At 74.6% G+C, this 18,222-nt stretch carries 13 protein-coding genes; 6 read left to right on the plus strand and 7 right to left on the minus strand.

The window, feature by feature from the left end:
* Positions 1-223: 223 nt before the first annotated feature.
* The 5 genes from IE308_RS31255 to IE308_RS31275 are packed head-to-tail and all read right to left on the minus strand — an operon-like array spanning position 224 to position 4,648.
* Positions 224-1,096: a 5-oxoprolinase subunit C family protein gene (locus tag IE308_RS31255; RefSeq protein ID WP_190220461.1), complete on the minus strand. Its 873-nt coding sequence runs from the start codon at positions 1,094-1,096 to the stop codon at positions 224-226.
* Positions 1,093-1,722, minus strand: a complete 630-nt coding sequence (gene pxpB / locus IE308_RS31260) for a 5-oxoprolinase subunit PxpB (RefSeq protein ID WP_190220462.1) — start codon at positions 1,720-1,722, stop codon at positions 1,093-1,095. Before pxpB ends, IE308_RS31255 begins: the two co-directional genes overlap by 4 nt.
* Positions 1,719-2,477 carry a LamB/YcsF family protein gene (locus IE308_RS31265; protein WP_190220463.1) on the minus strand — a complete coding sequence of 253 codons (759 nt, stop codon included), beginning with the start codon at positions 2,475-2,477 and terminating at the stop codon, positions 1,719-1,721. The genes pxpB and IE308_RS31265 overlap by 4 nt, the downstream gene beginning before the upstream one ends.
* A gap of 18 nt (positions 2,478-2,495) precedes the next feature.
* The gene (locus IE308_RS31270) at positions 2,496-3,326 is read right to left on the minus strand and encodes a putative hydro-lyase (protein WP_190220507.1); all 831 of its coding nucleotides are present in this window, start codon (positions 3,324-3,326) and stop codon (positions 2,496-2,498) included.
* A gap of 20 nt (positions 3,327-3,346) precedes the next feature.
* On the minus strand, positions 3,347-4,648 hold the full coding sequence (locus IE308_RS31275; RefSeq protein WP_190220464.1) for an MFS transporter: 1,302 nt from the start codon (positions 4,646-4,648) through the stop codon (positions 3,347-3,349).
* Between the two features lie 125 nt (positions 4,649-4,773).
* On the opposite strand from IE308_RS31275, the gene IE308_RS31280 reads away from it, so the two are divergent.
* The 4 genes from IE308_RS31280 (at position 4,774) to IE308_RS31295 (ending at position 12,734) form a co-directional block, all read left to right on the plus strand.
* A complete protein-coding gene (locus IE308_RS31280; protein WP_190220465.1) occupies positions 4,774-5,481 on the plus strand; it encodes a GntR family transcriptional regulator in 708 nt (235 codons plus the stop codon).
* Between the two features lie 132 nt (positions 5,482-5,613).
* The gene (locus IE308_RS31285; RefSeq protein WP_190220466.1) at positions 5,614-7,140 is read left to right on the plus strand and encodes a hypothetical protein; all 1,527 of its coding nucleotides are present in this window, start codon (positions 5,614-5,616) and stop codon (positions 7,138-7,140) included.
* Between the two features lie 52 nt (positions 7,141-7,192).
* A complete protein-coding gene (locus IE308_RS31290; RefSeq protein WP_190220467.1) occupies positions 7,193-8,071 on the plus strand; it encodes a hypothetical protein in 879 nt (292 codons plus the stop codon).
* 43 nt (positions 8,072-8,114) lie between these two features.
* The gene (locus tag IE308_RS31295; protein WP_190220468.1) at positions 8,115-12,734 is read left to right on the plus strand and encodes a hypothetical protein; all 4,620 of its coding nucleotides are present in this window, start codon (positions 8,115-8,117) and stop codon (positions 12,732-12,734) included.
* 112 nt (positions 12,735-12,846) lie between these two features.
* Here the strand turns inward: IE308_RS31295 and IE308_RS31300 are convergent, their stop codons facing one another.
* Together IE308_RS31300 and IE308_RS31305 are read right to left on the minus strand one after the other, a co-directional pair.
* Positions 12,847-13,683 (minus strand): IclR family transcriptional regulator, encoded by an 837-nt coding sequence (locus IE308_RS31300; RefSeq protein WP_190220469.1) that lies wholly within the window; start codon positions 13,681-13,683, stop codon positions 12,847-12,849.
* A 159-nt stretch (positions 13,684-13,842) separates the two neighbouring features.
* Entirely contained in the window at positions 13,843-14,397 is a 555-nt protein-coding gene (locus tag IE308_RS31305; protein ID WP_190220470.1) for a hypothetical protein, read from the minus strand.
* Between the two features lie 421 nt (positions 14,398-14,818).
* Between IE308_RS31305 and IE308_RS31310 the strand changes: the two genes are divergently transcribed.
* Positions 14,819-17,791, plus strand: coding sequence for a sensor histidine kinase (locus tag IE308_RS31310; protein WP_190220471.1), 2,973 nt, complete (start codon positions 14,819-14,821; stop codon positions 17,789-17,791).
* A complete protein-coding gene (locus IE308_RS31315; RefSeq protein WP_190220472.1) occupies positions 17,788-18,219 on the plus strand; it encodes a roadblock/LC7 domain-containing protein in 432 nt (143 codons plus the stop codon). The genes IE308_RS31310 and IE308_RS31315 overlap by 4 nt, the downstream gene beginning before the upstream one ends.
* The last annotated feature ends 3 nt before the right edge of the window (positions 18,220-18,222 follow it).

Raw genomic sequence — 18,222 nt, forward strand, 5'->3', positions numbered from 1 at the left:
CGTCTCGCTCTGAGCGCGGCCCCTTCGCGCTGCCCGAGGTCGTCGGCTCCGCCGGGGTCTCCGCGACGGACTGAGGCGAGGCGTTCGCCCGCGTCGTGCGGACGCTGCTCGTGCGTCCCTTGCGGGAGCGGCGGGAGACGGCACGCGCGCGTGCGGAGTGCTTCGGCTGGGACGCGGCGGTGGACGCTTTCCACGCCGCGCACGACGCGGCCGCCCGGGCGCCTCAGCGGCGCCGTACCGCCACGAACCGCAGCGGGGTGCCCGGCAGTGCCTGGGCCGCGGAGGGGAGGTCGGCCGGGCGGACCACGCCGATCACCGGGTAGCCGCCGGTGGTCGGGTGGTCGGCGAGGAAGACGACCGGCCTGCCGTCGGGCGGCACCTGGACCGCGCCCAGCACCATGCCCTCGCTGGGGAGTTCGCCCGCGCGGGCCCGCTCCAGCGCCGGGCCCTCGGTGCGCAGGCCGATGCGGTTGCTCGCGGCGGAGACGCGGTACGCGCGCGTGGTGAGCGTCCGCAGGGCGTCCGGCGTGAACCAGTCGTCGCGGGGGCCGAGGGTGATCCGCAGGACCAGCTCGGCCGGGGGGCCCGGCTGCGGGGCGACGTCCACACGCGCGTGCGGGCCGGCCCCCGGCTGCCCCAGCGGCAGCACCGCGCCGTCGGTGAGCGGTGCCGGGCCGAGCCCCGACAGCAGGTCGGAGGAGCGGCTGCCGAGGACCGGCTCGCCACCGATGCCCCCGTGGACGGCGACATAGCTGCGGACGCCGCCGACGGCCGCCCCGGCCTCCAGCACGGCCCCGGCGGGCACCCGCACCGGCGCGCCCCAGGCCACCGGCCGGCCGTCCACGGTGACCGGGCAGGGCGCGCCCGTCACCGCCATGGTGACCGTCGAACGCGGCCGTACGGCACAGCCGTTGAGGGTGGTCTCCAGGACCGCCGCTCCGGCCGGGTTGCCGACCAGCCGGTTGGCGAGCGCCGCCGCCGGGGCGTCCAGCGCCCCCGAGCGCGGCACCCCGAGGTGCGCGTAGCCGGGGCGGCCCCGGTCCTGCACGGTGGTCAGCGCCCCGGCCCGCACGACGGCGAGCGCCCGGTCGGTCACGCCGCACCTCCCGCCGCGGTCACGGGGACGAAGCGCACGCGCGTGCCCGGCGACAGCAGGGCCGCCGGCACGCGCGCGTGGTCGAACAGCACGGTGTCCGTCGTACCGATCAGCTGCCAGCCGCCCGGCGACGAGCGCGGATAGACGCCCGTGTACGGCCCCGCCAGCGCCACCGAACCCGCCGGGACGGCGGTGCGCGGGGTGGCCCGACGCGGCACGTCGTACCGCGCGGGCAGACCGGTGAGATAGCCGAAGCCGGGCGCGAAACCGCAGAAGGCGACACGGAACTCGGCCGCCGCGTGGATGCGCGCCACCTCCGCCTCCGCGACACCCCAGTGCGCGGCGACCTCGGCCAGGTCGGGGCCGTCGTAGCGCACCGGTATCTCCACCGTCTCCCGCGGTGGCGGGGGAACGGGCGGCAGCTCGGCGGCGGTCAGCTCGGCCGCCAGCCGCGCCGGGTCGGCGAGACCGTCGAGCAGGACCGTACGGGCCGCCGGGACGATCTCCCCGGCCGTCAGCAGGCCCTCGGCGCGGCGGCGCACCAGCTCCGCGTGCAGGGCCTGCGCCTCCTCGCCCGAGGAGACCTCGACCAGCAGGGCGTCGTCGCCGACGGGCAGCGCCCTCATGCGAAGGCCTCCACCGTGACGCCCGAGGCCTCCAGGCGCTCCCGCACCCGCCGGGCCAGCTCCACCGCGCCGGGCGTGTCGCCGTGCAGGCACAGGGAACGCGCGCGTACCTCGATGGCCGTACCGGAGTGCGAGGCCACCGCCCCGGACCGGGCGAGGCTCAGCGAGCGCTCCACGACCGTCTCCGGGTCGGTGACCACGGCGCCGTCCCGGCCGCGCGGCACGAGCGTGCCCTCGTCGGTGTAGGCGCGGTCGGCGAACGCCTCCGGCACGACCGGCAGCCCGGCCTTCGCGGCCACCTCCAGCAGCCGCGAGCCGGGCAGTCCGAGCACCGGCAGCGACGCGTCCGCGAGCAGCACGCCGTCCACGACGGCACCGGCCTGCTCCTCGTCGTGCACGACCCGGTTGTACAGCGCGCCGTGCGGCTTGACGTACGCCACGCGCGCGCCCGCCGCCCGCGCGAACACCTCCAACGCGCCGATCTGGTAGGCCACTTCGGCCGCCAGCTCGGCGGGCGGCACGTCCATCGCGCGCCGCCCGAACCCGGCCAGGTCCCGGTAGGAGACCTGCGCGCCGATCCGCACCCCGCGCTCGGCCGCCAGCTCGCACACCCGGCGCATGGTGACCGGGTCCCCGGCGTGGAAGCCGCAGGCCACGTTGGCGCTGGTGACGACGGACAGCAGCTGCTCGTCGTCGGTGAGCCGCCAGCGGCCGAAGCCCTCGCCGAGGTCGGCGTTGAGATCGATGGAGGTCATGGTCTTCTTCCCGGATGCTCAGGCCACGCGGTACTGCTCGTCGCGGGCGTCGGTGAGGAACATCTGTCCCGGTGCGTGGGTGAGGGCGAACGGCGGGCGCGAGGCCATCACCGCGGCCTGCGGTGTCACCCCGCACGCCCAGAACACCGGGATGTCGTCCGGCTCGGCGTCCACCGGATCGCCGAAGTCGGGGCGGCCGAGGTCGCCGATGCCGAGCCCCGCCGGATCGCCGCAGTGTACGGGGCTGCCGTGCACCGCCGGGAGCAGACTGCTCTCCCTGATCGCCGCCGCCAGGTGCCGCGGTGGCACCGGACGCATCGACACCACCAGCGGACCGTGCAGCCGCCCCGCCGGGCGGCACTGCCGACTGGTCGTGTACATCGGCACGTTGCGGCCCTGCTCGACATGGCGCAGCGGCACGCCCGCGCCGGTCAGCGCCCACTCGAAGGTGAAGCTGCACCCGATCAGGAACGTCACCAGGTCCTCCCGCCAGTACTCCCGAACGTCCGTCGGCTCGTCGACCAGCACGCCGTTCTCCCACACCCGGTAGCGCGGCAGATCGGTGCGCAGATCCGCGCCGTCGGCGAGGGCCGTCGTGAACGACCCGGCGTCCGTGACGTCGAGGACCGGGCAGGGCTTGGGGTTGCGGGTGCAGAACAGCAGCATGTCGTACGCCCAGTCGGCGGGCACCGAGATCAGGTTCACCTGGGTGTGGCCCGCGGCGACGCCCGCGGTGGGGCCGGTGAGCCCGTCCCGGAAGCGGGCGCGGGCCGTTTCAGGGCTCCACGCGTGCGCGTGCGGATCGGTGAGGGTGACGGGGCTGTCGCCGGCACCGGCCACCAGGGTCACGGCGCTGTCCTCTCGAGGGTTCACACCAGCTCCTTCCCGCGCGTCTCCGGAAGCCCCAGCAGCGCCAGGGCCGCCACTCCGTAGCCGATCGCGCCGAACACCAGCGCGCCGCCCACACCCCAGCTGTCGGCCAGGAAGCCGACCGTGGTGGGGAACACCGCGCCCACGGCACGGCCCGTGTTGTACGTGAAGCCCTGCCCGGTGCCGCGCACCGCCGTCGGGTACAGCTCGCTCAGGTACGAGCCGAAGCCGCTGAAGATCGCCGACATGCAGAAGCCGAGCGGGAAACCGAGCACCAGCACAAGCGTGTTCGCGCCGCTCGGGATGTTCGCGTACACCGCGATGCAGATCGCCGACAGCAGCGCGAACAGCCAGATGTTGCGGCGGCGGCCGAGCCGGTCGGTGAGGTGACCGCCGGTCAGATAGCCCAGGAAGGCGCCGGAGATGAGGAAGCCGAGATAGCCGCCGGTGCCCACGACCGACAGCCCCCGCTCCGACTTCAGATAGGTCGGCACCCAGGTGGCGAGCGTGTAGTAGCCGCCCTGGACGCCGGTGGAGAGCAGACCGGCGAAGACGGTGGTGCGCAGCAGGCCCGGCTTGAAGATGGCCGTGAACGAGCCCTTCACCGCGCTCTGTTCGCGTACGGCGGCGGCCTCCGGCGCGTCCCGCACGCTGCGCCGCACCCACACCACGAGCAGCGCCGGCAGCGCGCCGGTCCAGAACATCACCCGCCAGGCCAGGTCGTCGCCGACGAACGAGAAGACCAGCGTGTACACGATCGCGGCCAGCGCCCAGCCGACCGCCCACGAGCTCTGCACCGCGCCGAGGGTGCGGCCGCGGTGCCGGGCGCTCGCGTACTCGGCGACCAGGATCGCGCCGACCGCCCACTCACCGCCGAAGCCGAGGCCCTGCAGGGCGCGGAAGACCAGCAGCGTCTCGTAGTTGGGCGCGAAGCCGCAGGCGACGGTGAAGACGGCGTAGGTGATCACGGTGATCAGCAGCGCCCGGACCCGGCCGACCCGGTCGGCGAGCACACCCGCCAGCGCCCCGCCGACGGCGGAGACGACCAGGGTGACGGTGGTGAACAGGCCGGTCTGGCCGCTGTCCAGCCCGAAGGAGGCCGACAGCGCGACCATGCTGAGCGGCAGCGTGAAGTAGTCGTACGAATCCAGGGCATAGCCGCCGAAGGCGCCCGCGAAGGCGCGCCGGCCGCGCGGGCCGAGGGCGCGCAGCCAGCCGAACGCGCCGTCGTCGGCGGCGCGTTCACCCGGGGCCGGGCGAGTGTCGGTGGGGAGGGCCTGCGGTGGAGGAGTCGTGCTCATGGGCACCTCGCTGAGGGATGACGGAGGGTGCGACGGAAGAGCGTGCCCAGCACCGTAGAGGATCGTTCAACGATCCTTCAATACCCACGTTGTCTCGTCCTTGGGTCTGCGGTTGAATTCCGGGCATGGCAGAGCAGCTGGCGTCACTGGCCGACGACCGTGCCCTCCTGGGCCGTACCAGTACGGCCGAGCGGGTCTCCGACATCCTCCGCAGCCGGATCGCCGACGGGTTCTTCCCGCCCGGCACACGGCTGTCCGAGGACAGCATCGGCGGGGCGCTCGGTGTGTCGCGCAACACCCTGCGCGAGGCGTTCCGGCTGCTCACGCACGAACGCCTGCTCGTCCACGAACTCAACCGGGGCGTCTTCGTGCGGGTCCTGACCGTCGAGGACGTCGAGGACATCTACCGCACGCGCGCGTTGGTGGAGTGCGCGGTCGTCCGCGGCCTCGGCGAGCCGCCGTACGCCCTCGACGGACTCGCCGCGGCCGTCGCCGAGGGCGAACGGGCCACCGCCGAGAACGACTGGAAAGGGCTGGGTACCGCCAACATCCACTTCCACCGCGAACTGGTCGCGCTCGCCGGCAGCGAACGCACCGACGAGGTGATGCGCAGCGTCTTCGCCGAGCTGCGCCTGGCGTTCCACGTCGTGGACGACCCGCGCGCCCTTCACGAGCCATACCTGACCCGGAACCGGCAGATCCTGCGGACGCTGCAGGACGGGGACCGGGACGGGGCCGAGCGGCTGCTCGCGGTGTACCTGAGCGACTCCCTCGAACGGATGGTCGAGGTCTACCGGCGGCGAGTGGGGAACGAGGGGTCACTTCCGGGCTGACCCGGGTGCAGCGCCCTCTGGGGGCGCGGGGAACAGCGCGACCAGCCACGGACGGCCCGCCCCCCGAACGGCGACGGCACCGCCAAGGTCTCGTTTGGGTCGATGTCAGACCCAGGACCTAGTCTGTGCACCGTGACTTCGCCAGCACCGACGGACCCCACTCCGCCCCAGCTCAGCGCAGCGACCCGCCCCGCCCCGGGGCCGGCCGCCGACGAGGGGCTGGCCCGGCGGCTGCGCGCGCTCGCCTGCACCGCGCCGATCCACGACCTCGACGCGCGCAAGGCCAACCTCGCCGGTGAGTACTCCGTCTACGGCATGGCCGAGATCGCCCTGGCCGCGATCGACCTCGTCACCCTCAACATGGACTTCGACACCGGCGCCGACCACGACCAGATCGTCGCCCGGCTGATCCCCCGCATCGCCGCCCAGGCCCCGCAGCGCCCCGCAGCCGAGCACGAGCGCGTGGCCCGCTGGGTCCTGGAGAACCTGATCAACGTGGGCAGCGTCGACCGCGGCTTCCGCGTCGTCTACGGCACCTTCACCGCCGACGGCAGCTACGTCCGCCGCGACTACGACTTCAAGCTGATCGAAGAGGTCCCCGGCCCCGGCGGCACGGTCTACCTGCGCACCACCGACGAGGCGGTCAACGTCCTGGTCGGCGCCCTCGACACGGACGTCACCAGCGCGCAGATCGCCGCCGAGGTCAAGCTGGAGGTGCTGATCAGCCGCGGCCGGCTGGCCGACGCCCAGCTCGCCGCCGAGCAGGCCCGCTACCGGACCGTGCAGTACTCGGAGACCCTGCGCAAGGCCCTGGACGCCACCCGGCGCAATGTGCGCGCGGTGGACTGGCTCAACGCCGTCCCCGACATGATCGCCGAGGCCCTGGACCACGTGGCCGACCGCTACCGCCACGAGAACGCGATCCTCACCAACATCCGCAAGGCCCGCGACGAGTCCGAGGACCCCGAGCACAAGCGGCGCGCGGCCGAACTGGTCGACATCGTCAAGGACTGCATCCGCCGCCACACCCAACTCCAGTCCCGCCTGCTGGAGGCCGGACCCCTGTTCCGCGCAGAGCAGGACCGGCAGGCCTTCGCCACCCCCCTGGCCGCCTCCGGGATCGACCTGTACGGCCACCTCCTCGCGCCCGTGCTGCCGCTCCCGCTGGAGCAGGCCACGCGCGTCACGGACGCCTTCTTCGCGCGCGGCACGGGCCTGCGCACCCCCGCCTCCGTCCGCGTCGCCGACCTCGTCGACATCCTGCTGACCCCGCCGGTCGAGCGGGAACACCTGGGCGCGGAGATGCCCGAGCCGGACCTCATCGCCACACCCGACGACAGCCGCTTCAGCGAGGAGCAGCTCGCCGCCGCCATGGAGCTGCTCGACCTGCCGCACGACGCGCCGCGCCGCCTGTCCGGCCTGCTCGCCGAGGCCCGCCGCAAGGACCCCGAACTGCCCTACCTGGTCGCCCTGCTCGCCGTGCACGCGGCCAGCCCGGCCGTCGGCACCGCCTACCGGCAGGGCGAGGAGAAACTGCTGTTCGCCGTGGACGACGGCACCGAGCTGGACGACCCGGAGTTCGGCGGCGCGGACCTCATCGTGGGGACGGCCCTGCTGGACGCGGCGGGGATGGCGGCCGACCGGACGGAAGCGGCATGAGACCGGACGGACGCAGCATGACCGACCACCAGCGCGACAAGGAGTACCGACCGTGACCGAGCACGTCGAGTGGAGTGACGCGGAGGCCCCCGCCCCGCAGGCGACCGCCGCCGTCACGCCCGCCGACGCCGCCGACGCGGCGCGGCTCGTCGCCTTCGGGCTCCAGCCCAAGCTCCAGCCCGCCCGCGACCAGGAGTACGCCGACCTGCTGCGCCGCTACCGGGAGGACCCGCCGTTCGCCCGGCTCGCCGACGCCGTGGCCGCCGGGCTCGGCCTCGTGGTGCTGGAGGTGTCCCTGCGCGCGGGCATGGCCGTGACCGCCGCCGAGGACTCGGTGTTCGCCGTCCGCATGGGCGACTACGCGCGTCGCGCCTCCGCCGACTCCGGCGACCGCTTCCTGCACGGCCTCGCCCACCTCGCCGTCGCGGCCCTCGCCTTCCCCCGCCCCGAGGACCTCGCCGACGACGGCTACATCGGCCGCGTCACCGTCAACGGCGTGGACGCCTTCGTCCGGCAGGTCTGCCGCCGCCTGGAGGAGCGCGCCGCCGAGCAGGGCGAGAACACCGACCCGGCCACCGACGCGCCCGGCCTGGAGGCCGCCTGGCGGATCTGGGCCAGACGCAGCGCCACCGGCGCCACCAAGGACGCCCGCCGCCTCGCCGGCTCCACCACCGGCATCGTCGCCAAGGCCGTCGCGTTCCTCACCGACTCCGGCTTCCTCCAGCGCACCGGCGACGACAACGGCGGCACCTACCGCACCACGGCCCGCTACCAGCTCCAGGTCCGTGACATGGCGGGCAGCGCCGCCCTGGCCGAGCTGCTGGAGCTGGGCGTCGTCCCCGTCACCGACGGCACCCCGACGCTGCTGCCGCCGGAGGACACCGACGACCTGGAGCTGGTGGCCGACGCCGGGCTGCCGTTCCACTCCTGACGATCCGCCCCCCGATCTGCAAGAAGACTGACGAGAGTCCGCCATGTACGAGCTGTCCCGGGTCCGCCTCTACTCCATCGGGCCCGCCGGTGCACGCTACGCCGACACCGTGCTTGACCTGCGGGGCGTCGGCGAGGTCGTGCCCGACCCCGCCCCCACGCAGGCGGAGTTCTTCGAGGAGGAGCCCGTCGGCCCGCCGCGCCGCCCCGCGCCCGCCGGCGTGCTCTTCCTGGAGAACGGCGGCGGCAAGTCCGTCCTGCTCAAGCTGATCTTCTCGGTGATGCTGCCGGGTCACCGCAACACCCTCGGCGGCGCCAGCTCCGGCGTGCTGCGCAAGTTCCTGCTCGCCGACGACTGCGGGCACGTGGCGCTGGAGTGGCAGCACGTGCAGACCGGCGAGTGCGTCGTCGTCGGCAAGGTCAGCGAGTGGCGCGGACGCCAGGTCTCCAACGACCCGCGCAAGTTCGCCGAGGCCTGGTACTCCTTCCGGCCCGGGCCCGGGCTCACCCTGGACAACCTGCCCGTCGCCGAGTCCACCGCCGTACGGCCGCCCGTCGAGGGCCAGTCCGGCGCGCAGGGCCGCCGCCGCACCATGAAGGGCTTCCGCGACGCGATCACCGAGGCCGGCAAGGCCTACCCGCACCTGGAAGTGCACTGGGAGGAGATCCACGAGCGCTGGACCGAGCACCTCGGCGAACTCGGCCTCGACCCCGAACTCTTCCGCTACCAGCGGGAGATGAACGCCGACGAGGGCGAGGCGGCCGGCCTGTTCGCGGTGAAGAAGGACTCCGACTTCACCGATCTGCTGCTGCGCGCCGTCACCGACACCCGGGACACTGACGGCCTCGCCGACCTCGTCAGCGGCTTCGGCAACAAGCTCGGCCGCCGCGCCGAACTCATCGCCGAACGCGACTTCACCGCCGGCTCCGTCGACCTGCTCGGCCGTATCGTCGAGGCCGCCGACGCCCGCGCACGCGCGCGTGACGTGCACGCCGGCGCCGAGCGTCGCACCCGCACCCTCGCCCGCCGGCTGTCCGCCCGGGCCGTGCTCGAGCGCGCGCGGGCCACCGATCTCGCCCAGCGGGTCACGGCCGCCGCCTACGCCGTCACGCACACCGAGGGCGCCCGCGAGCGCGCCTCGCTGATCGCCGCCGAACTCGCCTACCGGCACGCCTCGCTGGCGCTCGCCGCCGCCGAGAAGGCCGCCGCGGCGCAGAAGCGCGAGCTGGCCGACGCGCGCACCCTGCACGCCGCGTGGCAGGCCGCCGAGGCCGTCCTGCGCCACCGCGCCGCCGCCGACCGGGTCGCGCGCGTGTCCGCCGCGATCCAGGAGGCCGAGCGGGACGCCGCACCCGCCCTCGCCGCCCGCGCCAAGGCCGCCGTCGACCTCGTCCGCGCCCTGCACGCCGCCGCCGAGAGCGCCGAGCACCGCGCCGACGAGGAGGAGGAGCGCTCCGCCGCCCTCCAGGAGGCCGGCGAGTCCGCCTACCGCGACTCCACCGCCGCCGCCACCGAGGCGCAGCGCGCCCGCAGCGAGGCCGGTCACCTGCGCCAGCGGCTCACCGAGGTCGAGCAGGAGACCGCCGAGGCCGTCCGCGCCGGCTGGCTCGACGACAGCGCCCCCGACGCCGACCCCGCCCGCGCCGCGCTCGCCGCCAGCGACGCCGAGAAGAGCGCCGTGGCCGCGTGGGACACCGCCCGTGAGGCCTCCCGCCGGGCGAGCGAGCACGCGCGCGAGGCGGCCTCCGCCGAGTCCCGCGCCGAGCTGACCGCCGCCCGCGCCGCCGACGCCGCACTCGCCGCCGAGCGCGCCTACGACGGCGAACGGCGCACCGCCCAGGCACTCGCCCGGGAGGAACGCCTGGCCGAGCTGCTCGGCCTGACCGACGGCCGCTCGGCGATCCCGCAGCCCCGCCAGGCCGACGACGCCGCCGACGAGCCCGTCGGCCAGGGCCCGCTGAGCCCCGAGGACCTGGACCGGTTCGCCGACGAGCTGCGCGAACTCCTCGACGAGGCCGTCGGCTCCGCCGAACGCCAGCTGTTCGAGCTGCGTACGGCCGCCGCCGACGACGCCCGCATCCTCGGCGCGCTCGGCGACGGCGGTCTGCTGCCGCCCGGCCCCGACGTCCTCGCCACCGTCGAGTTCCTCGGCGAGCACGGCATCCCCGCCCTGCCCGGCTGGCGCTACCTCGCCCAGGCCGTCGACCCCGCCGACCACGCGCGGGTGCTCGCCGCCCGGCCCGAGCTGGTCGACGGCGTGATCATCACCGACCCCGACTCGCACGCCCGCGCGCGGGACGTGCTCGGCGACGCGGCCCTGCTGCCCCGCTCCGCCGTCGCCGTCGGCACGGCCGCCGCGCTGCTCGCGCCCACCCCGGCGCCCGACGCGGACACCGGGGACGTCTTCCTCGTCCCGCCGAACCCCGCCATGCACGACGAGCACGCCGCCGACGAGGAGCGGCAGGCGCTGCGCGCGCGGGCCACCGCACGCGACGAGGAGATCCGCGCGCTCGCCGCCCGCCTCGGCAAGGACCGCGAGCTGGCGGCACGGCTCGCCTCCTGGCGCACCGGCTGCCCCGCCGGGCGGCTGCTGGAGCTGGCCGAGGCAGCCCGCCAGGCGCGGGAGCTCGCCGAGGAGTCCGAGGCCGAGCTGGCCGAGGCCCGCACCGTGCGCGCGGAGGCCGAGGAGGCCGCCGCCGACGCCGCCCGGGTCCGCGACGAGAAGCAGGAGGCCGCGCAGAAGGCCCGCCGCGCCGCCGACGCCCTCGCCGGCCTCGCCTTCCGGCTGCGCGAACGCGCCGGCTGGCAGGCCCGCCTGCGCGAACTCGCCGACGAGGCCGCCGAGTCCGAGGCCCGTGCCCAGGCCTGCCTGGAGCGGGCCCGCGCCGCCGACGAGGACCGCCGCGCCGCCCAGCGCGCCGCCGACGACGCCCGCCGCACCGCGCGAGCGCTGCGCGCCGAGCGCTCCGAGATCGCGGGCGCCCCCGACGACGTACCGGAGAGCGACGAGGACGCGCCCAAGGCGTCGCTGCCGGCGCTGCGCGAGGCGTACCGGGCCGCCTCCCAGGTGTACGAGAAGGTCGGCGTCGGCGCCGACCTGCGGGCCGAACAGGCCCGCGCGGAGAGCGACGAGAGCGCGGCCCGCGCCGAGCTGGACCGGCTCAGCAACAAGGTCCGCACGCGCGCGGAGCAGCTCCTTGAGTCCCCCGACGGCTCCGACGGGCCGTCCCGGCAGGCCGCCGCGGCCCGCGCGGAGGAGCTGGTGCAGCTCCTGGAGACCCGGATGTCGAACGCCAGCGAGCAGCTCGGCCGGCTGCGCGGCGAGGCCGAACGGCACGCCCCCGAGGACGGCGAGGCCCACACCGAGCTGCCCGAGGAGATGGTCCCGCGCGACGCCGAGCACGCGCAGGCCCTGTTGCGCACGGCCACCGCCGAACTCGCCTCCCGCACCGAGGCGCTGGCGCAGGCCCGGGACACGCACGCCGGGCTGCTGGAGGAGCACCGCGCCGCCGAGGACGCCGTCGGCGGCTTCGAGGAACTGGCCGCCATGCTCCGCGACCTCCTGCGCGAGCACGCCTCCGAGGACGAACGTGAGGAGCCGGAGCCCTACCCCGGCACGCTGGAGGAGGCCCGGCAGTCCGCCGCCGAGGCCCGCCGCTCGCTGCGCGGCTGCGCCGCCGACCTGTCCGCCGCCGAGGCCGCCGTACGCGAGGCGAGCGACGTGCTGGTCCGGCACGCCAACTCCACCCGCTACGAACAGGTGCGCACTCCGGCCCGGCAGCAGATCCGCGAACTGCCCGCCTCCGCGCTGCCCGAGCACGCCCAGAAGTGGGCCGACGCCTTCGCGCCCCGGCTGCGCGTCCTCACCGACGAGCTGGCGCAGCTGGAGCGCAACCGCGACTCGATCGTGGACCGCCTGCGCGGACTCGTCGAGTCGGCGCTGGCCACCCTGCGCTCCGCGCAGCGGCTGTCCCGGCTGCCGGAAGGGCTCGGCGAGTGGTCCGGGCAGGAGTTCCTGCGGATCCGCTTCGAGGAACCCGACCAGGCCACCCTCACCGAGCGGCTCGGCGAGGTCATCGACGAGGCCACGCGTGCGGCCGTGAAGAAGAACTCCGACCTCCGGCGTGACGGCATGTCCCTCCTCCTGCGCGGGGTGGCGGCGGCCCTGCAGCCCAAGGGCGTCGCCGTGGAGATCCTCAAGCCCGACGCGGTGCTGCGCGCCGAGCGCGTTCCCGTCGGACAGATGGGCGACGTCTTCTCCGGCGGTCAGCTGCTCACCGCGGCCATCGCCCTGTACTGCACGATGGCCGCGCTGCGCTCCAACGACCGGGGCCGCGACAAGCACCGCCACGCCGGCACGCTCTTCCTCGACAACCCCATCGGCCGCGCCAACGCCACGTACCTGCTGGAACTCCAGCGGGCCGTGTCCGACGCGCTCGGCGTGCAGCTGCTGTACACCACGGGCCTGTTCGACACGACCGCGCTGGCCGAGTTCCCGCTGGTGATCCGGCTGCGCAACGACGCCGACCTGAGGGCGGGCCTGAAGTACATCAGCGTGGAGGAACACCTCCGCCCCGGACTGCCCCAGCAGCCCCAGACGGGAGAGGCGGTGCGCAGCGAGATCACGGCGACGCGGATGTACAAGCGTCCCGCGCCGGCGTGAGCACCGCGGGGGAGCCTCTTGCCGCTGTTGCGTACTGCGCGACGGACTGCGCGATCAGGAGGAGGTCGCGGACGGCGGCGGGCGGCCGTCAGATGGCCGCCGCTCCGCTGCGTCAGAAGCCGTAGCCCATACGGCGGGACAACTCCGCGCCCGCCGCGACGGTCCGCTCGGCCACCTCGGGCAGCCGGTCGGCGTTCAGCCGGTACACCGGCCCCGACACACTGATCGCCGCGATCACCTCGCCGTCGTGCGCCCGCACCGGCGCGGCGACCGCGGCCAGGCCCAGCTCCAGCTCCTCGACGGTGACGCCGTAGCCCCGCTCGACCACGGTCTCCAGCTCGCCCCGCAGCACCGCCGCGCCGGTGACCGTGCGCTCGGTGAACCGGTGCAGAGGACGGGCCAGCAGGCCTTCCCGCAGTGTGGGCGGCAGGTGCGCGAGCAGCACCTTGCCACTGGAGGTGGCGTGCAGCGGGGTGCGCCGGCCGAGCCAGTTCTGGGCGGTCACGGACGCCGTGCCGCGCGCCTGCATGATGTTGACCGCCGCGTCGTCGTCCAGCACCGCGATATTGACCGTCTCGCCCAGGTCGTCGGCGAGTTCCCGGCAGACCTGGACGCCCTCCTGCGAGATGTCCAGCCGGACGGCCGCCGCGCCCGCCAGGCGCAGTATCCCGGCCCCCAGGTAGTACTTGCCGCGGTCCTTCGCCTGGGCCACCAGCCCGCGGTTCTCCAGAACGCCGAGCAACCGGAACGCCGTCGACTTGTGCACGCCCAGCTGCTCGGCGATCTCCGTCACGCCCGCCTCACCGTGGCGCGCCAGGATCTCCAGCACACTCACGGCACGGTCCACCGACTGCACCGCGCTCACCGCGCCTCTGCCGCTGCCTCCCTGTCTCGCCGCGCGCTCTGCGCGGCCCGCGTCGCCGCCGGACTGCTTGTCTGTGCGGGCCATGGCTCGACTCTCACCAACCTGACGGCGTCCTGTTGCGCACAAGGCCTACCTGTGCGTCATGCGAAACAGGATGGTACCGAAGGGCCAAGATCCCGGCAGGAGACGCCCGAGGCCGACCGCACCCCGATGAGGACCTTGCCGGGACAGCCGCGCAGCGCGTCAGGAGTGGGACAGCTGCCCCGCGCTCCCACGCCGCCGTATTCGCGCCTGGCCCCGCTCGGCGGCGCGGGCCTGTCGCCGGGCCCGGCGCCGCTCCCGGCGGAGCGCCCGTGCCGTGCTGCTCGGTGCGGAGACCACGCCGTTGCGCTGGTTCCACACCTGGCGCGTCACCCACACGTCCAGCACGCCCCAGGTCGCCACCACCGTGCTGGCGATGCTGCTGAGCACCATCGGGAAGGCCAGCCAGGACCCCGCCATCGTGCACAGGAACGCCACCATCGCCTGCAGCAGCGTCACGGCGACGAGGAGCACCGCCCGGACCGCTGCCGTACGCACCGGGTCGGGCATGCGACGCCGCCTTGCCGGCTCCTCCACCCACAACGGCCGGTAGACCGGTTGCTCCTGGGCTCCTTGCCGTGACGCGTCACGCCCGGCCGGCCGTGCGGTGTGACCCTCGGCCGGAATGTCGCGATCCGGCGCCTCGGCTCGCTGCCGCACCGCCGAACGCGCCGCCGCGCCGTCGGCCGACGTCTGGTACCGCTCCGCCGTCCCCATCACCGTGCCCCTCCCCACCGCCAGGCAGACGCTCTGCTTGCGCCGGACAGAATCCGGCTTCCCCTTGGCTGCCCGTCTTGCGCTGCTTCATGCCCCTCGGGGGCGGGATGCGGCTCCTGTGGCCCATTCCGCCTCCATTCCCTGTAGAAAGGACGAACGGCACCGCGCGAAGATTCCCGACGCGCGAAAAAATTCAGCCAGTCCTGCCCGGAAACCGGAGAGATCCGGCCGCTCGCCTCGGGGTGTGTCCCGGGAGGCAATCTCCCGCAATGCCCGGACAACTCCCCCTGTCCTGACGCCAGTCCGGAGGTTCAGCTTCCGGACGGCCCTTCGAGTTCCCTGTGTGTCGGTAGTAGGCTCGCGCCGTTTGTTGACGCACATGTGTACCCCCTGCCGGTGGGGGGTCGAGCTGGGGGAGGCCATGCGCTTTCGCGGGAAGTCGATCCGCCGGAAGATCGTGGCGCTGCTTCTCGTGCCGCTGGTGTCCCTGACCGCCATCTGGGGCTTCGCCACGATCCTCACCGGACGCGAGGCGAGCCGGCTGTTCGAGGTGTCGTCCTTGGTGGAGAACCTCGGCTACCCCGTCGAGGACACCGCCCGCGTCCTTCAGCAGGAGCGCCGCCAGACCCTCGTCTACCTCGCCGACCCGCGGGCATCCGACGCCCTGGCCGCGCTGCGCCGCAACCGTGCCGCCTCCGACCAGGCCATCGCCGACATCCGCCGCAACGCAGCCGACCCCGATGTGCGCGACGCCCTGGACCGCGACGACACCGAGAGCCTGACCGCCGTGCTGGACGCGTTCGACGGCATCGACTCCCTGCGCCGCGGGGTCGAGGACGGCACCGTCACCCGCGCCCAGGCCCTCGACCTCTACAACCGGCTCATCGACCCCTGCTACTCCCTGCTGTCCACCCTCGACGTGGTCGACGACGCCGAGATGGACAAGGAGTACCGCGCCCTCGTCCAGGCCGCCCGCGCCCGCGAACTCCTCTCCCGCGAGGACGCCCTGCTCGGCTCCTCGCTGGTCGTCGGCGAACTCACCCAGAGCGAGATACGCGCCGTCCTGAACCTCGCGGCCCAGCGCGACGCCGTCTACGACCTGAGCCTGCCGCAGCTGACCGTCGCCGAGCGCGAGCGCTACGAACGCTTCTGGAAGAACGCCACCACCGCCCCGCTGCGCACCGCCGAACAGGCCGTCGCCGCCACCGCCCCCGGCAGCATGCCCCGCGGCGTCACCGCCAAGACCTGGGACACCGCCGCCGCAAGCGTCCTCGACGAACTCGGCGCCCTCGACGACCAGGCGGGCGACCGCTACCAGGACCGCGTCCGCCCGGTCGCCATGAACGTCATCCTGAAGGCCGCCGTCGCCGGCGTCCTCGGCCTGCTCGCCCTGCTGGTCTCCCTCTTCCTGTCGGTGCGCATCGGCCGCACCCTCATCCGCGACCTGCGCCAGCTCCGCCTGGAGGCCCACGAGGCGTCCGGCGTCCGGCTTCCCAGCGTGATGCGCCGGCTGTCCGCCGGCGAGCAGGTCGACGTGGAGACCGAGGTGCCGCGCCTGGAGTACGACCGGAACGAGATCGGCGAGGTCGGCCAGGCCCTCAACACCCTGCAACGCGCCGCCGTCGAGGCCGCCGTCAAACAGGCCGAGCTGCGGGCCGGCGTCTCCGAGGTCTTCGTCAACCTCGCCCGGCGCAGCCAGGTCCTCCTCCACAAGCAGCTCACACTCCTCGACGCGATGGAACGCAGGACCGAGGACACCGAGGAACTCGCCGACCTCTTCCGCCTCGACCACCTCACCACCCGCATGCGCCGGCACGCCGAAGGCCTGGTCATCCTCTCCGGCGCCGCTCCCTCCCGGCAGTGGCGCAAGCCCGTCCAGCTCATGGACGTCGTACGGGCCGCCGTCGCCGAGGTCGAGGACTACGAGCGCATCGAGGTCCGCAGGCTGCCCAGGGTCGCCGTCACCGGCCCTGCCGTCGCCGACCTCACACACCTCGTGGCCGAGCTGCTGGAGAACGCCACCGTCTTCTCCCCGCCGCACACCGCCGTCCAGGTCGTGGGGGAGCGGGTCGCCAACGGCTTCACCCTGGAGATCCACGACCGGGGCCTGGGCATGACCGCCGAGGCCCTCCTGGACGCCAACCTGCGCCTCGCCGAGACCCCCGAGTTCGAACTGTCCGACACCGACCGGCTCGGCCTGTTCGTGGTCAGCCGGCTGGCCCAGCGGCAGAACGTCCGGGTGTCCCTCCAGCCCTCGCCCTACGGCGGCACGACAGCCGTCGTCTTCCTCCCGGACGCGCTGCTCACCGACGACGTGCCGGACACCAACGGCATCGGCTTCCGCCTCGACCGGCCCCAGACCGCGAAGGAGGCCAAGCCCGCCGAGACCCGCCGGGCCACGCTCTCCCGGGTGCCGGCGCACCTGCCCGGCCTGCCCGCCTCGCTCCTGAACGGCCCCGTCGAACTGGACACCCCCGTCGACCTGGACGCCCTCGACTTCCCCGGCGCCCTCGACGACACCGAGACCGAGCGAGGCGGTCTCTTCCGCCCGCGCGGCTTCCTGACCGAGCCGCAGGACGGCCCGGGCGGTCCGGGTGAGCGCCGCCGGCCGCGTACCGGCCCGCACCCCTCGCCCGACGACACGGCGGACGCCGACGAGCCGGGCGGGCCCGTCCCGCTGCCCCGCCGCCGCACCCCCAAGCTCGTCAGCTCCCACGGCCGTCCGGTCACCGGCCAGCGGACCCGCCGCGACGATGCGGACGATCCGGAACAGGAGCACAAGGACCGGCCGGGACCACGCCGGTCCGGTCCCGAGGGACTGACGCCGCTGCCCACCCGGCGCCGCGGCGCCACGAGCCGGCTCCGCGACGACACCGGCCCCGGCGACCGCCCGAGCGAACCGGCCCCCTCCCCGGACGACCACGGCCAGGGCCCGGACCAGCCCGCGGTCCCCGCGCTGCCGAGGCGGGCACGACCCACCACCGCCCTGCCGGGCGGCGGCCCCGCCGACGCCGCCGGGACCGACGGCCGCACCGCACCGTCGTCCAGCGCCGCGCGCGAGGACACAGGTGCCGCGTCCGAGGGGACCGGAACCCCGCCTGCCGGCCCCTCTGCCGGGTCCACGGCGACCGGCGGCGCGCCCGAGGAGACCGGCATCGGCCCCCTGCCGCGCCGCATCCGGCAGGCCAGCCTGGCACCGCAGCTGAAGCAGCCGCCGGCCCGGCACACCGACCAGCGGTCGGCACAACCCGCCGACCGGGACGCCGACGAGGTACGCAGCCGTATGGCCTCCCTCCAGCGCGGCTGGCGGCGCGGCCGCGAGGAGAACGCCGGGGACGACGACGCCCACACCGGCACAGCACCACGAGGAACGACTAAGGGGGACGGTCGATGACCGCACCGAAGGCCACCGGCCACACGACCGACAAGAAGGAGCTCGACTGGCTCCTCGACGACCTGGTGGACCGCGTCGCGAGCATCCGCAAGGCCGTCGTGCTCTCCGGCGACGGACTGCCCACGGGCGTGTCCAAGGGCCTGACCCGGGAGGACAGCGAGCACCTCGCCGCCGTCGCCTCCGGCTTCCACAGCCTCGCCAAGGGCGTGGGCCGCCACTTCGAGGCCGGCAGTGTCCGCCAGACGGTCGTCGAACTCGACGAGGCGTTCCTGTTCGTCACGGCCGCCGGCGACGGCAGCTGCCTCGCCGTCCTGTCCGACGCCGAGGCCGACATCGGGCAGGTCGCCTACGAGATGACCCTTCTGGTGAAGCGGGTCGGCGTACATCTGGGTGCCGCCCCGCGCACCGATCTGCCCTCGGGCGGGTAGTGG

The organism is Streptomyces griseosporeus, assembly GCF_014656055.1.
GTDB classification, from domain to species: Bacteria; Actinomycetota; Actinomycetes; order Streptomycetales; family Streptomycetaceae; genus Streptomyces; species Streptomyces griseosporeus.

What these genes read in the sequence shown, in the direction of transcription:
- pxpB (WP_190220462.1), bottom strand. Translation starts at nt 1,722, where the DNA reads ATGAGGGCGCTGCCCGTCGGCGACGACGCCCTGCTGGTCGAGGTCTCC.
- IE308_RS31265 (WP_190220463.1), bottom strand. Translation starts at nt 2,477, where the DNA reads ATGACCTCCATCGATCTCAACGCCGACCTCGGCGAGGGCTTCGGCCGC.
- IE308_RS31275 (WP_190220464.1), bottom strand. Translation starts at nt 4,648, where the DNA reads ATGAGCACGACTCCTCCACCGCAGGCCCTCCCCACCGACACTCGCCCG.
- IE308_RS31280 (WP_190220465.1), top strand. Translation starts at nt 4,774, where the DNA reads ATGGCAGAGCAGCTGGCGTCACTGGCCGACGACCGTGCCCTCCTGGGC.
- IE308_RS31295 (WP_190220468.1), top strand. Translation starts at nt 8,115, where the DNA reads ATGTACGAGCTGTCCCGGGTCCGCCTCTACTCCATCGGGCCCGCCGGT.
- IE308_RS31300 (WP_190220469.1), bottom strand. Translation starts at nt 13,683, where the DNA reads ATGGCCCGCACAGACAAGCAGTCCGGCGGCGACGCGGGCCGCGCAGAG.
- IE308_RS31305 (WP_190220470.1), bottom strand. Translation starts at nt 14,397, where the DNA reads ATGGGGACGGCGGAGCGGTACCAGACGTCGGCCGACGGCGCGGCGGCG.
- IE308_RS31310 (WP_190220471.1), top strand. Translation starts at nt 14,819, where the DNA reads ATGCGCTTTCGCGGGAAGTCGATCCGCCGGAAGATCGTGGCGCTGCTT.
- IE308_RS31315 (WP_190220472.1), top strand. Translation starts at nt 17,788, where the DNA reads ATGACCGCACCGAAGGCCACCGGCCACACGACCGACAAGAAGGAGCTC.